We start from the raw sequence: 14,134 nt of genomic DNA, 5'->3' as shown, positions 1-14,134 counted from the left end.
CCATGTCGACCATCGTATTTCTTGGCTTCATCGTTTTCTCAATTTACTTGGCAGTTCGATCGAAAAAGGGGCACAGCGCGCAAAGCGTGCACGACTTTTTTGTCGCATCACGCCAATTTGGCGCCTATTTGGTGTTCTTCCTCGCGGCCGGTGAAATCTACAGCATCGGTACGATGGTCGGGTTCCCCGGCGGCATCTATGCCAAAGGACCCACATACGGCATCTGGTTCCTCGGCTACATTTTGCTCGCCTACCCGATCGGCTATTTCATCGGCCCCAAAATCTGGGAAGCGGGCAAGCGTTTTAATGCGATTACGCTCCCCGATCTGTTCAAGGGGCACTACCGTAGCCGCGTGCTGGAGATCGTCGTGGCGGCATCCGCCATTCTGTTTCTATTGCCGTGGGGGCAATTGCAGTTCACCGGCCTGGTCGCCGCGCTCAAAGGACTGGGGTGGGACTTCCAGCCGTTGTACCTGATACTGATCGCCGCGGCGCTGGCGTTTACCTATATCGCCATTTCGGGCGTACGGGCCTCGGCTTACATCGCGGTGCTCAAGGACGTATTGATGGTGCTGGCAATTGTGATCACCGGCGTGGCGGTCTCGTGGGAGACCGGCGTCACTCATGTGTTCCATACCGCCAGCCAGCATTTCAGCAATCAGATGAATTCGCGGCAGCTGTCTTTCTCGATGAGCACCATGCTGTTCCAGTCGCTCGGCTTTTACATGATGCCGTTCGGCATACAGAATTTTTTCACCGCCAAAAGCGCCAATACGATCCGGCGCACGCAGGTGGCGATGCCGCTGTATATGTTGATGTACCCGTTTCTGGTGCTGGCGTCCTATTACGCGCTGAGCCAGAACCTGCACCTGGGCTCGCCCAATGAAGCGTTCTTCGCCGCGGCAATCCGCCTGCTGCCGGGCTGGCTGCTAGGCCTGGTGGCCGCCGGCGCATCGCTCTCGGGCTTGCTGGTTCTGGCAGGCATCTGCCTGGCAATCGGCCCGATCGTCACCCGCAATCTGCTGCCGGGCATGCCTGAGAGCAAGCAAAAGGCCGGCGCGAAAGTGGTCATCGTCATCTACTTGCTAGTATCGATCGTGATGACCCTGCTCACGCCGAAGCTGATGCTCACGCTGATCAACACAGCCTACTATGGCATTACGCAGTTCTTCCCCGGCGTGATGGTGATTCTGTTTGGCCTGCGGGTGAAGCCCATGGCGATTGCGTTGGGCATCCTGACCGGCCAGATCATGGCGGTCGCGCTCTATCTGCATCACATCGATCTGGGCGGCGTGAATCTGGGGCTGGTGTGCCTGGTCGCGAATATCGTGGTCGCCTCGGTGGCCAACTTGCTGGCTGGCGGCCGCGCGCAGTTGCAGTCCGCCTCGTGAGCCTTGACGGGCACGTATTTTGAATTCGCAAAATCAGGGATGAGTCGCATGCAATCCAGTCAGATCAGCATTTATGTCGCCAGGAAAATCCTGACCATGAACCCGGCCCAGCCGCTCGCGACGCACGTGGCCGTGCGCGACGGCAAGGTGCTGGCGGTCGGCGGCCTCGAGGACGTGCGCCAATGGGGCGAGGCCGACATCATCGACACGCTGCGCGACAAGGTGCTCATGCCCGGTCTGGTCGAAGGCCATTGCCATCTGATGGAAGGCGCCATGTGGGACGCCGTGTACGTCGGTTACTACGATCGCCGCGGACCGGACGGCAAGCTCTGGCGCGGCTTGAAAGACCTCGAGCAGGTGATCGAACGTTTGCGCGCGGCGCAGGCGGCGCTGACCGATCCGGCCGCGCCGCTGTTGGCATGGGGTTTCGATCCGATTTTCTTCGGCACGCAGCGCCTGTCGGTCAAGGAACTCGACACGGTTGCGGCGCAGCGACCGATCGTGATATTGCACGCCAGCGTACACTTGATGAACGTCAACTCGGCCATGCTCGCGCTGGCCGGCATCGACGAAGACACTGATATCGACGGCATCGACAAGGATGCCCAGGGGCGGCCGACCGGCGAGTTGCAGGAGTTCGCCGCGATGTTCCCGGTATATCGGGTCATCGGCAAGCAGTTGTCGATTGCCGCCAGCGAGAAGCCGAGCGCGATCTGGAATTTCGGCAGAGTCGCGCAACTGGCTGGCGTGACGACCGCGACCGACCTGGTCAACGACCTGTCGTCGCTGGGCAATCGCAACCTGCAAGAGGTCACCGCCAGTCCCGACTATCCGGTGCGGATCGTGCCGGCCTTCGCGCCGCAGCGCAGCCCCGGCGAAGGCGCCGAAAAAGTGCTGGCGGCCATGCCCGAAAGCACCGATAAATTGAGGTTCGGTCCGGTCAAGTTCATTGTCGACGGCTCGATTCAGGGTTTCACCGCCCGCCTGCTGTGGCCTGGCTATTTCGGTGGCCAGCCCAACGGGCTTTGGCTGGTTCCGCCGAGCCAGCTGGTCGAGTTGTTTACGCCCTATCATCGCGCCGGCCTGCAGTTGCACATTCACACCAATGGCGACGAGGCCACCGAGGTCGTGCTCGCCGCGCTAGAGACGATTCTCGACCAATACCCGCGCCGCGACCACCGCCATACGCTGCAGCACTGCCAGATGGCCAGCCCGAGCCAGCTCGCGCGCGCCGCGCAATTGGGCCTGTGCATCAACTTCTTCTCCAATCACATTTACTACTGGGGCGACGCCCACTACAGCCAGACCATGGGGCCGGACCGCGCCAACCGGATGAACGCCGCGGGCACGGCACGGCGCCTGGGCATTCCGTTCGCGTTTCATTCGGATGCACCGATTACCCCGCTCAACCCGCTGTTCACCGCATGGTGCGCAGTCCAGCGCACGACCGCTTCGGGCCGCGTGCTGGGCCCCGGCGAGCGGGTCGAGGTGGCCGATGCCTTGCGCGCGATTACGCTGGGCGCGGCCTATACGCTCAAGATGGATCACCTCATCGGCAGTATCGAGGTGGGAAAATTCGCCGATTTCGCCGTGCTCGACGACGATCCGACCGAGATCCCAGCCGAACGCCTGAAAGACGTGCGCGTATGGGGCACGGTGCTGGCGGGCCGCGTTTTCCAATCCCCCGAACATGAATGATGTTCATCCTGCCGGCGCGCCGCCGATCGTCCTGGCGGTCATCGGCGGTTATCTCGGAGCGGGCAAGACGACTCTGCTCAACCATGTGCTCGCCCATGCAGGCGGACGACGCATTGCGGTGCTCGTCAACGATTTCGGCGACATCAACATCGACGCGGCGCTGATCCGCGAGCGCAGCAGCGATGTCATCGCACTTGAAAACGGTTGCATCTGCTGCTCGATCGGCGGCCGTCTGGCCGACGCGCTGATAGCCATCGCCGCCCGGCCGGAGCGGCCCGAGTTGCTGCTTATCGAAGCCAGCGGCGTATCCGATCCGGCCAAGGTGGCCCAGATCGGCATGCTCGATCCCGCGTTTCGCCTGCACGGCATCATCGTTGCGGTCGACGCCGAGCGGCTCGAGGCCACCCTGGGCGATGCGTTGGTGGGCGATATCGCGACGCGCCAGATCGCTGGCGCGACGGCTTTGGTACTGACCAAAACCGATCGCGTCGGGGCATCCCAAAAGGCGGCCGCGCAGCGCACCCTCCGATCGATTGCCCCCACCGCGTTGCAGTTCGAGGCCGCACACGGGGCGGTGCCGCTGGCGCTGTTCTTCGATACCGAGGTCATGCCGCGCGCGCCGCACCACCATTCGGAACGCCTGCGTGCTGCGCGGCCGGACCAGCCGCACGCGGGCATCAGCAGTTTCTCGTGCCGCTTGGGCGAGCCGCTCGACAAGGCACGACTCAAACAATTCTTCCGCGACTTTCCGGCGCCGTTGCTGCGTGCCAAAGGCATCGTCCGACTCGCCGGCGAGGCGATACCCCAGGCCTTGCACGTGGTCGGCGGCCGTGTGCGCATTGCGCCTTTCGGCGGCCCGGCTCCAGCCGACTCGGTGCTGGTATTCATCGGCTGCTTCGACGACGACATCGAATCGGCCGTCACCGCGCGGCTTGGCGCAGTCGAAGCCGTGAGTGGCGGCTGACGCGCTGTCGCATTTTTAGGTATCCTCGTGGGGGCCTTTGGGCTGATTGAATTACCCGGATCACTGGGCGGGCGCGAATTTGATCGTGCCCGCCGCTTCCTAGGATAGATAGACAGCATGAAACAGATTCCCACGCTAGAAGCCGCCGACGTGCGGAAGATTCTCGACGCCGCGCAAGCCGAGGCGCTCGCGCAACAATGGAACGTCTCGATCGCGGTGGTCGACAACGGCGCCCAACTGCTCGGCTTCCTGCGCCTGGATGGCGCGGCGCCGCTGTCGGCGAAAATCGCCGTGGGCAAGGCCAATACCGCGGCCATCTCGCGCAAGGAAAGCAAGTTCTACGAGGAAGTCGTCAAAGGCGGTCGCACCGCTTTCCTGTCGGTGCCCGAGTTGGTGGTGCTCGAGGGCGGCGTGCCGATTCTCGTCGACGGCCAATGCATCGGCGCGGTCGGCGTGTCGGGTGTGCGCTCCGACCAGGACGCGCAGGTGGCACGGGCCGGCATCAAGGCGCTCGCCGATGCGCACGGCCTGAACATCACACTCTGAGCCCTGCGCGCCGGCATCGCCGGCGCTTGCCAAAACGGCAACGCTTCGTTAAAGCCCCTTCTCGACCATCGCCAGCAGGCGCAGTCCGATCGCATCGATCTGCTCGCCGGGCTGGGCCCGCAAGGGGCCGTCGATCACCAGCAGCGCCAGGCCGTGCACGGCCGACCACGCCAGGTATTCGGCGCCGGGCCGCCGCTCGGGCGGCAGCACGCCGGCGATCACCAGCCGATCCAGCGCGGCACTCAGCAACTGAAACGGATTCAGCCCACTGTTGCCGGCCTTGGCCGGATCGACGTCGTTCTCGACCTCGTCTGGCATGGAAAAGGCCGTGCGGAACAGCCCGGTCTCCGTTCTGGCGAAGCGCAGGTACCCGGCGCCGATGGCCGCAAGACTCGCGCGGGCGTATTCCGGCGAGCGAGGCGGCGCCTCCACCTTGTCCAGTTCCTCCTCCATGGCGATCGCCAGCGCCGAGAGCGACGCGGCCCTGACCGCCTGCAGCAGATCCTGCTTGTTGGCGAAATGCCGATAGGCCGCGTTGGGCACCACGCCGGCACGCCGCGTTGCCTCGCGCAACACGACCGCCCCGGGGCCGCCGTCGCGCGCCAGCTGCAAGCCGGCCTCGAGCAGCGCCTGGCGCAAATTTCCATGCCGGTAGGTGTTCCGCGCGGGATGCTTCGCTTCCAGATTCGACATTTCAGCTCCTTGTGGACGGCGTACATTTTATCTGCTATCTTTTGTGGACAGTGTACACAACTTTTCATCAAGCGCGGCCAAACCGCTTGACCCACGGCGTTAGCGCCACCTACCTGAAAGGAGTCACCATGCAGATTTTCCCGTACCTGTTTTTCGACGGACGTTGTGACGAAGCGATCGAGTTTTACCGCACCGCGCTGGGGGCTGAGGTGACCATGCTCATGCGCATGAAGGACGCCCCACCCGACGTGCAAGGCCAATGCGCGCCGGCCGGCGCGGAAGAGAAAGTCATGCACGTCACGATGCGCGTGGGCGAGACGCTGCTGCACGCGTCCGACGGCGCCTCCGGTGGCATGACCTTCGGCGGCAAGCCGGAGTTTCGCGGCGTATCGCTGTCGCTGACGCTGACCGACCCAGACGACGCCCGGCGACGTTTCAATGCGCTGGCCGACGGCGGCCAAGTGCTGATGCCGCTGGACAAAACGTTCTTCTCGCCTTGCTTCGGCATGGTGACCGACCGCTTCGGTGTATCTTGGATGGTGATCGTTCCCGGGCACGAGTAGGCCGATCACCGATTTGCAAACCTGGAGGAGTAACCTGCATGACCCACGCTGACGACGAGCGCACGCGCTGGCTGGCCCTGCTGGTGCTGTGCCTGGGCGTACTGATGATCGTGCTCGATACGACCATCGTCAATGTCGCCCTGCCCTCGATACGAGCCGATCTCGGCTTTTCCGAGACGTCGCTGGTGTGGGTCGTCAACGCCTATATGCTGACCTTCGGCGGCTTCCTGCTGCTGGGCGGCCGGCTGGGCGACCTGTTCGGACACCGCCGCCTGTTCCTCGCTGGCATCGCCTGCTTCACGGCCGCATCGCTGGCTTGCGGACTATCGACTTCGCAGTCGCTGCTGATCGCCGCGCGCACCGTGCAGGGCTTCGGCGGCGCGGTGGTATCGGCCCTCGCGCTGTCGCTGATCATGAATTTGTTCGTCGAGCCGGCCGAGCGCGCCCGGGCGATGGGGGTCTATGGCTTCGTGTGCGCCGGCGGCGGCAGCATCGGCGTACTGCTCGGCGGCGTGCTTACCGCATCGTTGAGCTGGCATTGGATTTTCCTGGTCAACCTGCCGATCGGCATCGCGGTCTTTCTCCTGTGCCGCGCGCTGCTGCCCGCCCGCCACGCCAAAGCCGAGGCGGGTCGCCTCGATGTCGCCGGCGCGCTTACCGTGACGATATCGTTGATTCTGGCGGTTTATGCGATCGTCAACGGCAACGCAGCCGGCTGGGGATCGTTGCGCACGCTGGGACTGCTGGTGGTCGCGGTGCTGTGCTTCGCGCTGTTTATCGGCATCGAGGCGCGCGTGCGCCACCCGCTGGTGCCGCTGGGCCTGTTTCGCGTGCGCAACGTCACGATTGCCAACGTCGTCGGCGTCCTGTGGGCCGCGGCGATGTTCGCGTGGTTTTTCATCTCAGCGCTGTATCTGCAGTTGGTGCTTGGCTACAGTCCGCTGCAGGTCGGCCTGGCGTTTTTGCCGGCCAATTTGATCATGGCGGCTTTTTCGTTGGGCCTGTCGGCCAGACTGGTGATGCGCCTCGGCATCAAGTGGCCGCTGGTCGCCGGACTGCTGATGGCCTCCGCCGGCCTGTTGCTTTTTTCCCTCGCCCCCATCCACGGCCAGTTCCTGGCCGACGTGCTGCCCGGCATGCTGCTGCTGGGGCTCGGTGCGGGGATCGCCTTCAACCCGGTGCTGCTGGCGGCCATGAGTGAGGTAGCGCCGAGCGACTCCGGCCTGGCTTCGGGCGTGGTCAACACGTCGTTCATGATGGGCGGCGCGCTTGGCCTGGCGATTCTCGCCAGTCTGGCTGCGGCCGTTTCGAGCGGCATGCAGGCCGCCGGTGCGAATTCCCTCGCGGCTCTCAATGCCGGCTATCACGCCGCCTTCATGTCGGGCGCGATCTCCGCAGTCGCGGCCGCCCTGATCGGGGCTTTGTTGCTTAGGGTGCGGGAGCCCGGTGGGGACGGCGCGATGTTGTCATCCGATGCCGCGGGCTCCTAGCGGGCCGCCTCGCGCGACGGGTTAGAATTGCTGTCCTGCGCAATACCTCCTGGAACCCGCCTGGCCATGACCGAATCCGTTTCGCTATCGCATCTACCCGACCAATCCGCTGCCGACGACACCGCGCTGATACAGGCCCCGCGACGCTGGCGCCAGGATGGCTGGACCGCGCAGGTCATCAAGAATGAAGACGACGAGGGCTGGGCGGTCGCGATGTATAAGGACGGCGAGGCCGAACCTGCGCTGGTCGGCCCATGGACCATGGGACGCGACAAGAAGAACCCCAAGCCGCTGGACGGCGCGGCGTTTCGCACCTTGGTGAAAACCGCCTCGGAGGTATTGCGCCGGCACGAGCAGCATTGGCAGGCGACGCTGCACAAGCGCATCGACGTTGCAACTGCCGGCGGCACCATTACCGTGCTGCTCGACATCGTGCCCGACGAAGACGATCCTTATGCCAGCTTGAGCGCACGCGACGCTGGCGATGAACTGCTCGCCGAGGTGCGCGTGACGCCCGGCTTCAAGCTCAACGCCACCACGGCGGCCGCCTGGATCGCCGATGACTTCAATCCGCCGCGTTGATTCGCGAGATTTTCAGTAGGTCTCCAGATGCAGCCGGCCGTCCCGCTTGAGCTTGGGCCACAAGGTCTCCCAGGCCAGGCCGTGCTGATCGGCGATGGCCTGCAGCGCCTGCAGCACGCCGTCTTCCATGCCCTTGAGGCCGCACACGTAAATGTAGGTGCTGTCGTCGCGCAGCATTTGTGCGACATCGGCCGCGCGCTCGCGCATGACATCCTGCACGTATCGCTTGGGCTGCCCCGGCGTGCGCGAGAAGGCGAAATTCGTGTCGATGAAATCCTTGGGCAAATTGAGTAGCGGCCCGAAATACGGCAGCTCTTCCTGCGTGCGCGCGCCGAAGAACAACATCAGTTTGCCGGTTGCGCCCTTGAGCCGGCGTCGCCGCCGGTACTCGGTCATCGCGCGCATCGGCGCCGACCCGGTGCCGGTACAGATCATCAGCAAATGCGAGTCCGCATGGTTCGGCATCAGGAATGTATTGCCGAACGGCCCGATCACCTCCACCGTGTCGCCCTTTTTGAGATCGCACAGATAGTTCGAGCACACCCCGTCGACGCGCTTGCCCTGGTAGTCCTGCGTCACCCGCTTGACCGTCAGTGACACGTTGTTGTATCCCTTGCGCTCGCCATCGCGCGGACTGGCGATCGAGTACTGGCGAGCATGGTGCGCCCGCCCGTCGGGCGCCGTGCCCGGCGGCAGGATGCCGAGCGACTGTCCTTCGAGCACCGGAAACGGCGTCGTGCCGAAATCGAGCACGATGTGGTGGATATCGCTCTCGGTCGAGGCTTCGGTGAGCCGGTAATTGCCCACTACCGTCGCGCGCAGCGGTGCCTTGTGCGTGTAGAGATTGACGTACGGCTTGGCGGCCGACCACGGCGGCACGGTCGATCCGCGCACCGTGTCGACCTCGATGCCGGCCGGTTCGGCCGCCGCGCCCGCGCCGGCATCGTTGCCCCCCGCCTGCCCGGCGCGCAGCGCGTCGGCGGCGGTGGTGCCTTGCGCCGGCAGCACGTCCCAGGTGAGTTGCTCGTCGATACTATAGGCTTCGGCCCGCAGCACCGTGCGCCAGTTGTCGATCGCGCCGGTCGGGCATGGCGAGATGCACGCCATGCAGCCATTGCAGACGTCGGCCCGCACGACATAGTTGTTATCGTCATGGGTGATCGCATCGATCGGGCAAGTTTCTTCGCAGGTATTGCAGCGAATGCAGATTTCGGGATCGATCAAATGTTGCTTGAGCACTTCGATCGAAACTGGGCCGTTCATAGTCGTCTCCACCACCGTCCGATAATCAACGTTCGCGCTTAGTTGAAACGGACGTATTCAAAATCCACCGGCTGGCGATTGATGCCCATCGCCGGCGGCGCAATCCAGTTGGCGAACTTGCCGGGTTCCATCACCCGCCCCATCAGCGACGCGACATAGGCGCGGTCCTCCGGCGTGGGCAGCCACCTGGCCTGGTTAGCCTGCCATTCGGCCTCGCTGATCACGCGCCCGTCAGGCGACACGCGCACGCCGGCGAAGGTGCCGATCTGACGGTTGAAGGCCTTGTGCGGCACCGTCAGGCGCACATCGATGCCGGCCTTTTCCAGCACCTTGTTCCAGCGCCCGACGCCGGCCACGGAGTCCTTGATGTAGTCGTCGCGAAGCACTTCGTTCATGGCGTTGAGCATCGGCACTTCGCGCTCGACCAGCTTGCCGTCCTGCACGTCGAGCAAGCGGTACATCTGGCCGTTCAACTGGTGATCGTCGTCACGCTTGGCTTCCTCGTAGCGGCCTTTCAACCCCGAATTATAGAAAGTCGCCGCGTTCGACGACTGGTCGGCGCCGAACAGATCGATGGTCACCGAATAGTGGAAGTTGATGTAGCGCTGGATGGTGGCCAGGTCGATCACGCCCGCAGCACGAATCTTGTTCACATCATCGGTCTTGAGCTCGTTCATCACTTGCGCGGTGCGCTGGATCACACGCGAGACGCCCGATTCGCCGACGAACATATGATGCGCTTCTTCGGTCAACATGAACTTCGTGGTGCGGGCCAGCGGATCGAAGCCCGATTCCGCGAGCGCCGACAGCTGGAACTTGCCATCGCGGTCGGTGAAGTAAGTGAACATGTAGAACGACAACCAGTCAGGCGTTTTCTCGTTGAAGGCACCGAGAATACGGGGATTGTCGGCGTCACCCGAGCGCCGATCGAGCAGCGCCTCGGCTTCCTCGCGGCCGTCGCGCCCGAAGTAGCGATGCAGCAGATACACCATCGCCCACAGATGCCGGCCTTCTTCCACATTGACTTGAAACAGGTTGCGCAGGTCGTACATCGACGGCGCGGTCAGCCCCAGGTGACGCTGCTGCTCGACCGACGCCGGCTCGGTGTCGCCCTGCGTGACGATGATGCGGCGCAGGTTGGCGCGATGCTCGCCCGGCACTTCCTGCCATGCCGCCTCGCCCTTGTGTTCGCCGAAGTGAATCTTGCGGTCTTCCTGGCCAGGGGTCAGGAAGATGCCCCAGCGATAGTCGGGCATCTTCACGTGATCGAAGTGTGCCCAGCCGCCGGCGTCGACGCTGACTGCCGTGCGCAGATACACGTCATAGCCGTGCGAGCCCTCCGGGCCCATATCACCCCACCACGACAGAAAATTCGGCTGCCACTGTTCGAGCGCGCGCTGCAGCGTGCGGTCGTCGGCCAGATTGACGTTGTTCGGGATCTTTTCGCTGTAGTTGATCGAAGACATGTTTCGGTTCCTGTGCAAAGGCGCTGCATTGTCTCCAGCGACCGGCGCAGATGCGCACCGGCCGCCGCTTGATATGAATCGGGTTAAACGCGCGAGATGTCGAACTGAGCCTTGCTGCCCTTGCCGTACACCTTGAGGGCACCGCGCTCGCCGACCGCGTTGGGCCGGTTGAAGATCCAGTTCTGCCATGCCGAGAGCCGCCCGAAGATGCGCGTTTCCATCGTTTCCGGGCCATTGAAACGCAAATTGGCTTCCAGTCCGGTCAGCGCATCGGGTGACATCGCCGCGCGCTCTTCGAGGGCAATGCGAATTTCATCGGCCCAGTCGATATCGTCCGGCGCGGCGGTCACCAGCCCCAATTGCTCGGCTTCGACTGGCTTGACCGGCACGCCGATCCTGGCACGCACAGCTTCCAGCGGTGCTGCTTCGTCGTAGAAGCGGCGCGCCAGACGCGACTGGCGCGTGACCATCGGATACAGGCCGAAGTTGACTTCCGAGAGCGTGATGGCCGGTTCTTCCTCTTCGTTGCTGGGCAGCGCGGCCATGTAGGTGCGGTCAGCGGCAAAAGCGAACTCCGCAAAGGTCCCGGCGAAGCAGGAACCGGGCTCGATCAGCGTGAACAGCGAGCGCGACGACACGTCGATGCGCGCCAGCGTGCGGCGCAGCATGCCGATGGTCTCGCGCACGAACCAATGATCGCCGTGCGCCAGCAGCGCCGCATCGACCGCCAGAATGTTTTTCGCCTCGCCCTCGGCCTTGAAGATCCAGGTGCCGATATCGAGTTCGTTGGTGCGCATCGAGAGAATCGCATCGTCCAGCTCGCGCGCGAACTGCAGCGGCCACCAGCGCGCGCCGGCTGCCAAGATCGCTTCGATTTGCGTCGCTGGCGTGTCGGCCGGGGCCTTGACGGTGAAGGTCGCGGTGCGCTTGGCGCGATCGATCGCGACCGAAACGTACTCATAGAACAGGCCGTCTTCGCGGACTGTGCGTTCCAGGCGCGGCAACGTCACGCCCTGCGCGCTGTCAGGCCGGTCGCTTTGCGCGGCCAGCTCCAGGGCGCGGGCCTGAACGCTTTGCTGGAATTGATTCGGCTTGACCACTTCGTCGACCAGCCGCCAGGCCTTGGCGCGCTCGCCGCGCACGCCTTCGACGATGGTGCAGAAAATATCGGCGCGATCGTGGCGCACGCGACGCTTGTCGGTCAAGCGGGTTAGGCCGCCGGTGCCCGGCAGCACGCCCAGCAGCGGTACTTCGGGCAGCGCCACCGACGACGAGCGGTCGTCGACCAGATAAATTTCATCGCAGGCCATCGCCAGCTCATAGCCGCCGCCCGCGCAGGCGCCATTGACGGCCGCCAGAAACTTGAGCCCGGAGTGGCGCGACGAGTCTTCCAGGCCGTTGCGCGTCTCGTTAGTGAATTTGCAGAAGTTGACTTTCCACGCATGAGCCGACAAGCCGAGCATGAAAATATTCGCGCCCGAGCAGAACACGCGATCCTTCAGGCTGGTGATGACTACCGTCTTGACTTCGGGGTGCTCGAAGCGGATGCGCTGAATGGCGTCGTGCAGTTCGATGTCGACGCCCAGATCGTAGGAATTGAGCTTGAGCTTATAGCCTTCGCGAATGCCGCCATCTTCGGCGATATCGATGCCCAGCGTGGCAACAGCGCCGTCGAATGACAATTTCCAATGCTTGTACTGGGTAGGATCGGTGCGGTAATCGACCGGGGGGATGCCTGACATGCTTGTCTCCTGAAATACGCGACTGGCGGGTTACAGGAATCATAGTGCAGCAAATTTCACGAGTCAAGCACTTTAATGCATTTTACTGCAAAGGCACCGCCACCCCCGCCACCGGCACCCTATTCGGACGTCAGACGCACCGCCAGACGCTCGCGCAACTGCAGATAGCTGTCGGCCAGCGTCTTGCCGCTGGTGTCGAACGTCATATCGGCTTTGGCGTAGAACTCCGCGCGGCCCGCCAGAATCCGCTTCAGGTCGTCCATTGCTTCCTTGTTGCCCGACATCGGCCGCAGATCTCCCTGTGCGATCACGCGTCGCATGTGCTCCTCGGGCGACGCCTGCAGCCAAACCGTATAGCAGTGCGCGAGCAGTTGATTGAAGGTGGTGGCTTCCGACACCAGGCCGCCCGGCGAGGCGATCACGGCCCGCTCGTGCTCGTTGATCACGGCTTCGAGCGCGCGCTGCTCGTAGCGCCGGTAGGCATTCGCGCCATACAACGCGTGAATTTCCGACGGCGGGCAGCCGGCCAGCTGTTCGATCACCCGATTGAGCTCGACGAACGGCAGCTTCAGGTCGTCGGCCAGCATGCGCCCCAGCGTCGACTTGCCGGCGCCGCGCAGGCCGATCAACGCAATGCGATGTCGCCGGTTCGGGTCGGGCGGCGCCTGCGCGAACAGTTCCGCCAGCGCTTGCCGGGCCCGCTTGAGCGAGTCGGCGTCCCGCCCGTGCAGCAACTCGCGGATCAGCAGCCATTCGGCCGAGGTGGTGGTTTCGTCGCCGATCAATTCCGCCAGCGTGCAGTTCAGTGCGTGCGTCAATTGCCGCAGGAACAGGACCGAGGCATTGCCGGTGCCGGACTCGAGGTTGGCCAGATGCCGCTCGGAGACCGCCGCCTCGTGCGCCAGCGCCTTGCGCGTCAAGCCGCGGCGCGCGCGCAGCAGCCTTACCCTTTCGCCCATGGCGCTCAGGAACGGATCGCGCGGCGCTTCCTTCTCGTGGTCGGACTCCGGCACGGCTTCCAGGGGTTGCATTGCAGCACTTTGCTTCATCATCTCAATTCCATTGCTTGATTTTATGTAATATAGTGCTTGACTCGGGTTTTGTCGCGTGCTAATTTTCATCGCACCCCGGCAAAAATACAACGGCGTGGGCGCCGCGTTCCCTCGCGTACCCGCCGCCCGTGCCGCATCCGTTCGCACGATGATACAAGGAGACGTGCCATGTCCCCCAACGAATTCCAGCAATTGATTGCCGGCGTGACCGCGCGTCTGGCAGGACGCCCGCTCGATGGCGCCCTGGCCGCCTGGCTCAATCGCGAATATGGCGCCGACAGCCTCGCCTACCGGGCGTTGGCGCACGCATGCCGGAGCGGTGTGGCGGACGGTTGGCTATGCAACCGGGAAGGCGGTGGCATCAAATATGGCCGCATTTTCAAGGCACTGCCGGAAACGCATGGATTTTCAGTCGATGTCGTCGACATGCAAAACATTGCAGGGCCGCACCATGTACACCCGAACGGCGAGATCGACCTGATCATGCCCCTGACCGAAGGCGCCACCTTCGACGGCCATCCCGCCGGCTGGTGCGTCTATGAACCGGGCAGCGCCCACCGCCCCACGGTCGCCAACGGCCAGGCGCTGGTGCTGTACCTGTTGCCCGGCGGCGCCATCGAGTTTTCCAAAACCGCCGCATAGCACGCCGCCGGCAGCCACGGTGCAAATCGACGAGGCGAGCTC

At 63.8% G+C, this 14,134-nt stretch carries 13 protein-coding genes; 8 read left to right on the top strand and 5 right to left on the bottom strand.

The genetic code is table 11. The features are described from left to right. The first annotated feature begins 2 nt into the window (after positions 1-2). From EPN80_RS16110 to EPN80_RS16095, 4 genes are all read left to right on the top strand, one after another. Positions 3-1,391, top strand: a complete 1,389-nt coding sequence (locus tag EPN80_RS16110) for a sodium:solute symporter family protein (RefSeq protein ID WP_293029473.1) — start codon at positions 3-5, stop codon at positions 1,389-1,391. A gap of 48 nt (positions 1,392-1,439) precedes the next feature. Beyond that, positions 1,440-3,089: an amidohydrolase gene (locus EPN80_RS16105; protein WP_293029470.1), complete on the top strand. Its 1,650-nt coding sequence runs from the start codon at positions 1,440-1,442 to the stop codon at positions 3,087-3,089. Continuing rightward, complete coding sequence (locus EPN80_RS16100; RefSeq protein ID WP_293029467.1) at positions 3,082-4,053, top strand: GTP-binding protein; 972 nt, start codon at positions 3,082-3,084, stop codon at positions 4,051-4,053. The genes EPN80_RS16105 and EPN80_RS16100 overlap by 8 nt, the downstream gene beginning before the upstream one ends. A gap of 117 nt (positions 4,054-4,170) precedes the next feature. Further along, positions 4,171-4,599, top strand: coding sequence for a heme-binding protein (locus tag EPN80_RS16095; RefSeq protein ID WP_293029464.1), 429 nt, complete (start codon positions 4,171-4,173; stop codon positions 4,597-4,599). Positions 4,600-4,647: 48 nt separating this feature from the next. On the opposite strand, the gene EPN80_RS16090 is transcribed toward EPN80_RS16095, so the two are convergent. After that, on the bottom strand, positions 4,648-5,292 hold the full coding sequence (locus EPN80_RS16090; protein WP_293029461.1) for a TetR/AcrR family transcriptional regulator: 645 nt from the start codon (positions 5,290-5,292) through the stop codon (positions 4,648-4,650). Between the two features lie 128 nt (positions 5,293-5,420). On the opposite strand from EPN80_RS16090, the gene EPN80_RS16085 reads away from it, so the two are divergent. From EPN80_RS16085 to EPN80_RS16075, 3 genes are all read left to right on the top strand, one after another. Beyond that, complete coding sequence (locus tag EPN80_RS16085) at positions 5,421-5,855, top strand: VOC family protein (RefSeq protein ID WP_293029458.1); 435 nt, start codon at positions 5,421-5,423, stop codon at positions 5,853-5,855. A gap of 38 nt (positions 5,856-5,893) precedes the next feature. Beyond that, the gene (locus tag EPN80_RS16080) at positions 5,894-7,345 is read left to right on the top strand and encodes a DHA2 family efflux MFS transporter permease subunit (protein ID WP_293029455.1); all 1,452 of its coding nucleotides are present in this window, start codon (positions 5,894-5,896) and stop codon (positions 7,343-7,345) included. Between the two features lie 66 nt (positions 7,346-7,411). Next, positions 7,412-7,927 (top strand): hypothetical protein, encoded by a 516-nt coding sequence (locus tag EPN80_RS16075; RefSeq protein WP_293029452.1) that lies wholly within the window; start codon positions 7,412-7,414, stop codon positions 7,925-7,927. A 12-nt stretch (positions 7,928-7,939) separates the two neighbouring features. Here EPN80_RS16075 and boxA read toward each other — a convergent pair whose 3' ends face one another. The 4 genes from boxA to EPN80_RS16055 all read right to left on the bottom strand — a co-directional run bounded on the left by boxA (position 7,940) and on the right by EPN80_RS16055 (position 13,447). Continuing rightward, on the bottom strand, positions 7,940-9,190 hold the full coding sequence (boxA, locus tag EPN80_RS16070; RefSeq protein ID WP_293029449.1) for a benzoyl-CoA 2,3-epoxidase subunit BoxA: 1,251 nt from the start codon (positions 9,188-9,190) through the stop codon (positions 7,940-7,942). A 38-nt stretch (positions 9,191-9,228) separates the two neighbouring features. After that, the gene (gene boxB / locus EPN80_RS16065; RefSeq protein ID WP_293029447.1) at positions 9,229-10,656 is read right to left on the bottom strand and encodes a benzoyl-CoA 2,3-epoxidase subunit BoxB; all 1,428 of its coding nucleotides are present in this window, start codon (positions 10,654-10,656) and stop codon (positions 9,229-9,231) included. A gap of 83 nt (positions 10,657-10,739) precedes the next feature. Next, positions 10,740-12,398 carry a 2,3-epoxybenzoyl-CoA dihydrolase gene (gene boxC / locus EPN80_RS16060; RefSeq protein ID WP_293029444.1) on the bottom strand — a complete coding sequence of 553 codons (1,659 nt, stop codon included), beginning with the start codon at positions 12,396-12,398 and terminating at the stop codon, positions 10,740-10,742. 119 nt (positions 12,399-12,517) lie between these two features. Further along, complete coding sequence (locus EPN80_RS16055; RefSeq protein WP_293029565.1) at positions 12,518-13,447, bottom strand: helix-turn-helix transcriptional regulator; 930 nt, start codon at positions 13,445-13,447, stop codon at positions 12,518-12,520. Between the two features lie 171 nt (positions 13,448-13,618). On the opposite strand from EPN80_RS16055, the gene EPN80_RS16050 reads away from it, so the two are divergent. Next, positions 13,619-14,092: a DUF4863 family protein gene (locus EPN80_RS16050; RefSeq protein WP_293029441.1), complete on the top strand. Its 474-nt coding sequence runs from the start codon at positions 13,619-13,621 to the stop codon at positions 14,090-14,092. Positions 14,093-14,134 lie beyond the last annotated feature (42 nt).

This window comes from Pandoraea sp. (assembly GCF_004297875.1).
Lineage (GTDB): Bacteria > Pseudomonadota > Gammaproteobacteria > Burkholderiales > Burkholderiaceae > Pandoraea.
This window is presented reverse-complemented; position numbering and strand designations above follow the sequence as displayed.

What these genes read in the sequence shown, in the direction of transcription:
- EPN80_RS16110 (WP_293029473.1), top strand. Translation starts at nt 3, where the DNA reads ATGTCGACCATCGTATTTCTTGGCTTCATCGTTTTCTCAATTTACTTG.
- EPN80_RS16080 (WP_293029455.1), top strand. Translation starts at nt 5,894, where the DNA reads ATGACCCACGCTGACGACGAGCGCACGCGCTGGCTGGCCCTGCTGGTG.
- boxB (WP_293029447.1), bottom strand. Translation starts at nt 10,656, where the DNA reads ATGTCTTCGATCAACTACAGCGAAAAGATCCCGAACAACGTCAATCTG.
- EPN80_RS16085 (WP_293029458.1), top strand. Translation starts at nt 5,421, where the DNA reads ATGCAGATTTTCCCGTACCTGTTTTTCGACGGACGTTGTGACGAAGCG.
- EPN80_RS16105 (WP_293029470.1), top strand. Translation starts at nt 1,440, where the DNA reads ATGCAATCCAGTCAGATCAGCATTTATGTCGCCAGGAAAATCCTGACC.
- EPN80_RS16055 (WP_293029565.1), bottom strand. Translation starts at nt 13,447, where the DNA reads ATGAAGCAAAGTGCTGCAATGCAACCCCTGGAAGCCGTGCCGGAGTCC.
- EPN80_RS16075 (WP_293029452.1), top strand. Translation starts at nt 7,412, where the DNA reads ATGACCGAATCCGTTTCGCTATCGCATCTACCCGACCAATCCGCTGCC.
- EPN80_RS16090 (WP_293029461.1), bottom strand. Translation starts at nt 5,292, where the DNA reads ATGTCGAATCTGGAAGCGAAGCATCCCGCGCGGAACACCTACCGGCAT.
- EPN80_RS16095 (WP_293029464.1), top strand. Translation starts at nt 4,171, where the DNA reads ATGAAACAGATTCCCACGCTAGAAGCCGCCGACGTGCGGAAGATTCTC.
- EPN80_RS16100 (WP_293029467.1), top strand. Translation starts at nt 3,082, where the DNA reads ATGAATGATGTTCATCCTGCCGGCGCGCCGCCGATCGTCCTGGCGGTC.
- boxC (WP_293029444.1), bottom strand. Translation starts at nt 12,398, where the DNA reads ATGTCAGGCATCCCCCCGGTCGATTACCGCACCGATCCTACCCAGTAC.
- boxA (WP_293029449.1), bottom strand. Translation starts at nt 9,190, where the DNA reads ATGAACGGCCCAGTTTCGATCGAAGTGCTCAAGCAACATTTGATCGAT.
- EPN80_RS16050 (WP_293029441.1), top strand. Translation starts at nt 13,619, where the DNA reads ATGTCCCCCAACGAATTCCAGCAATTGATTGCCGGCGTGACCGCGCGT.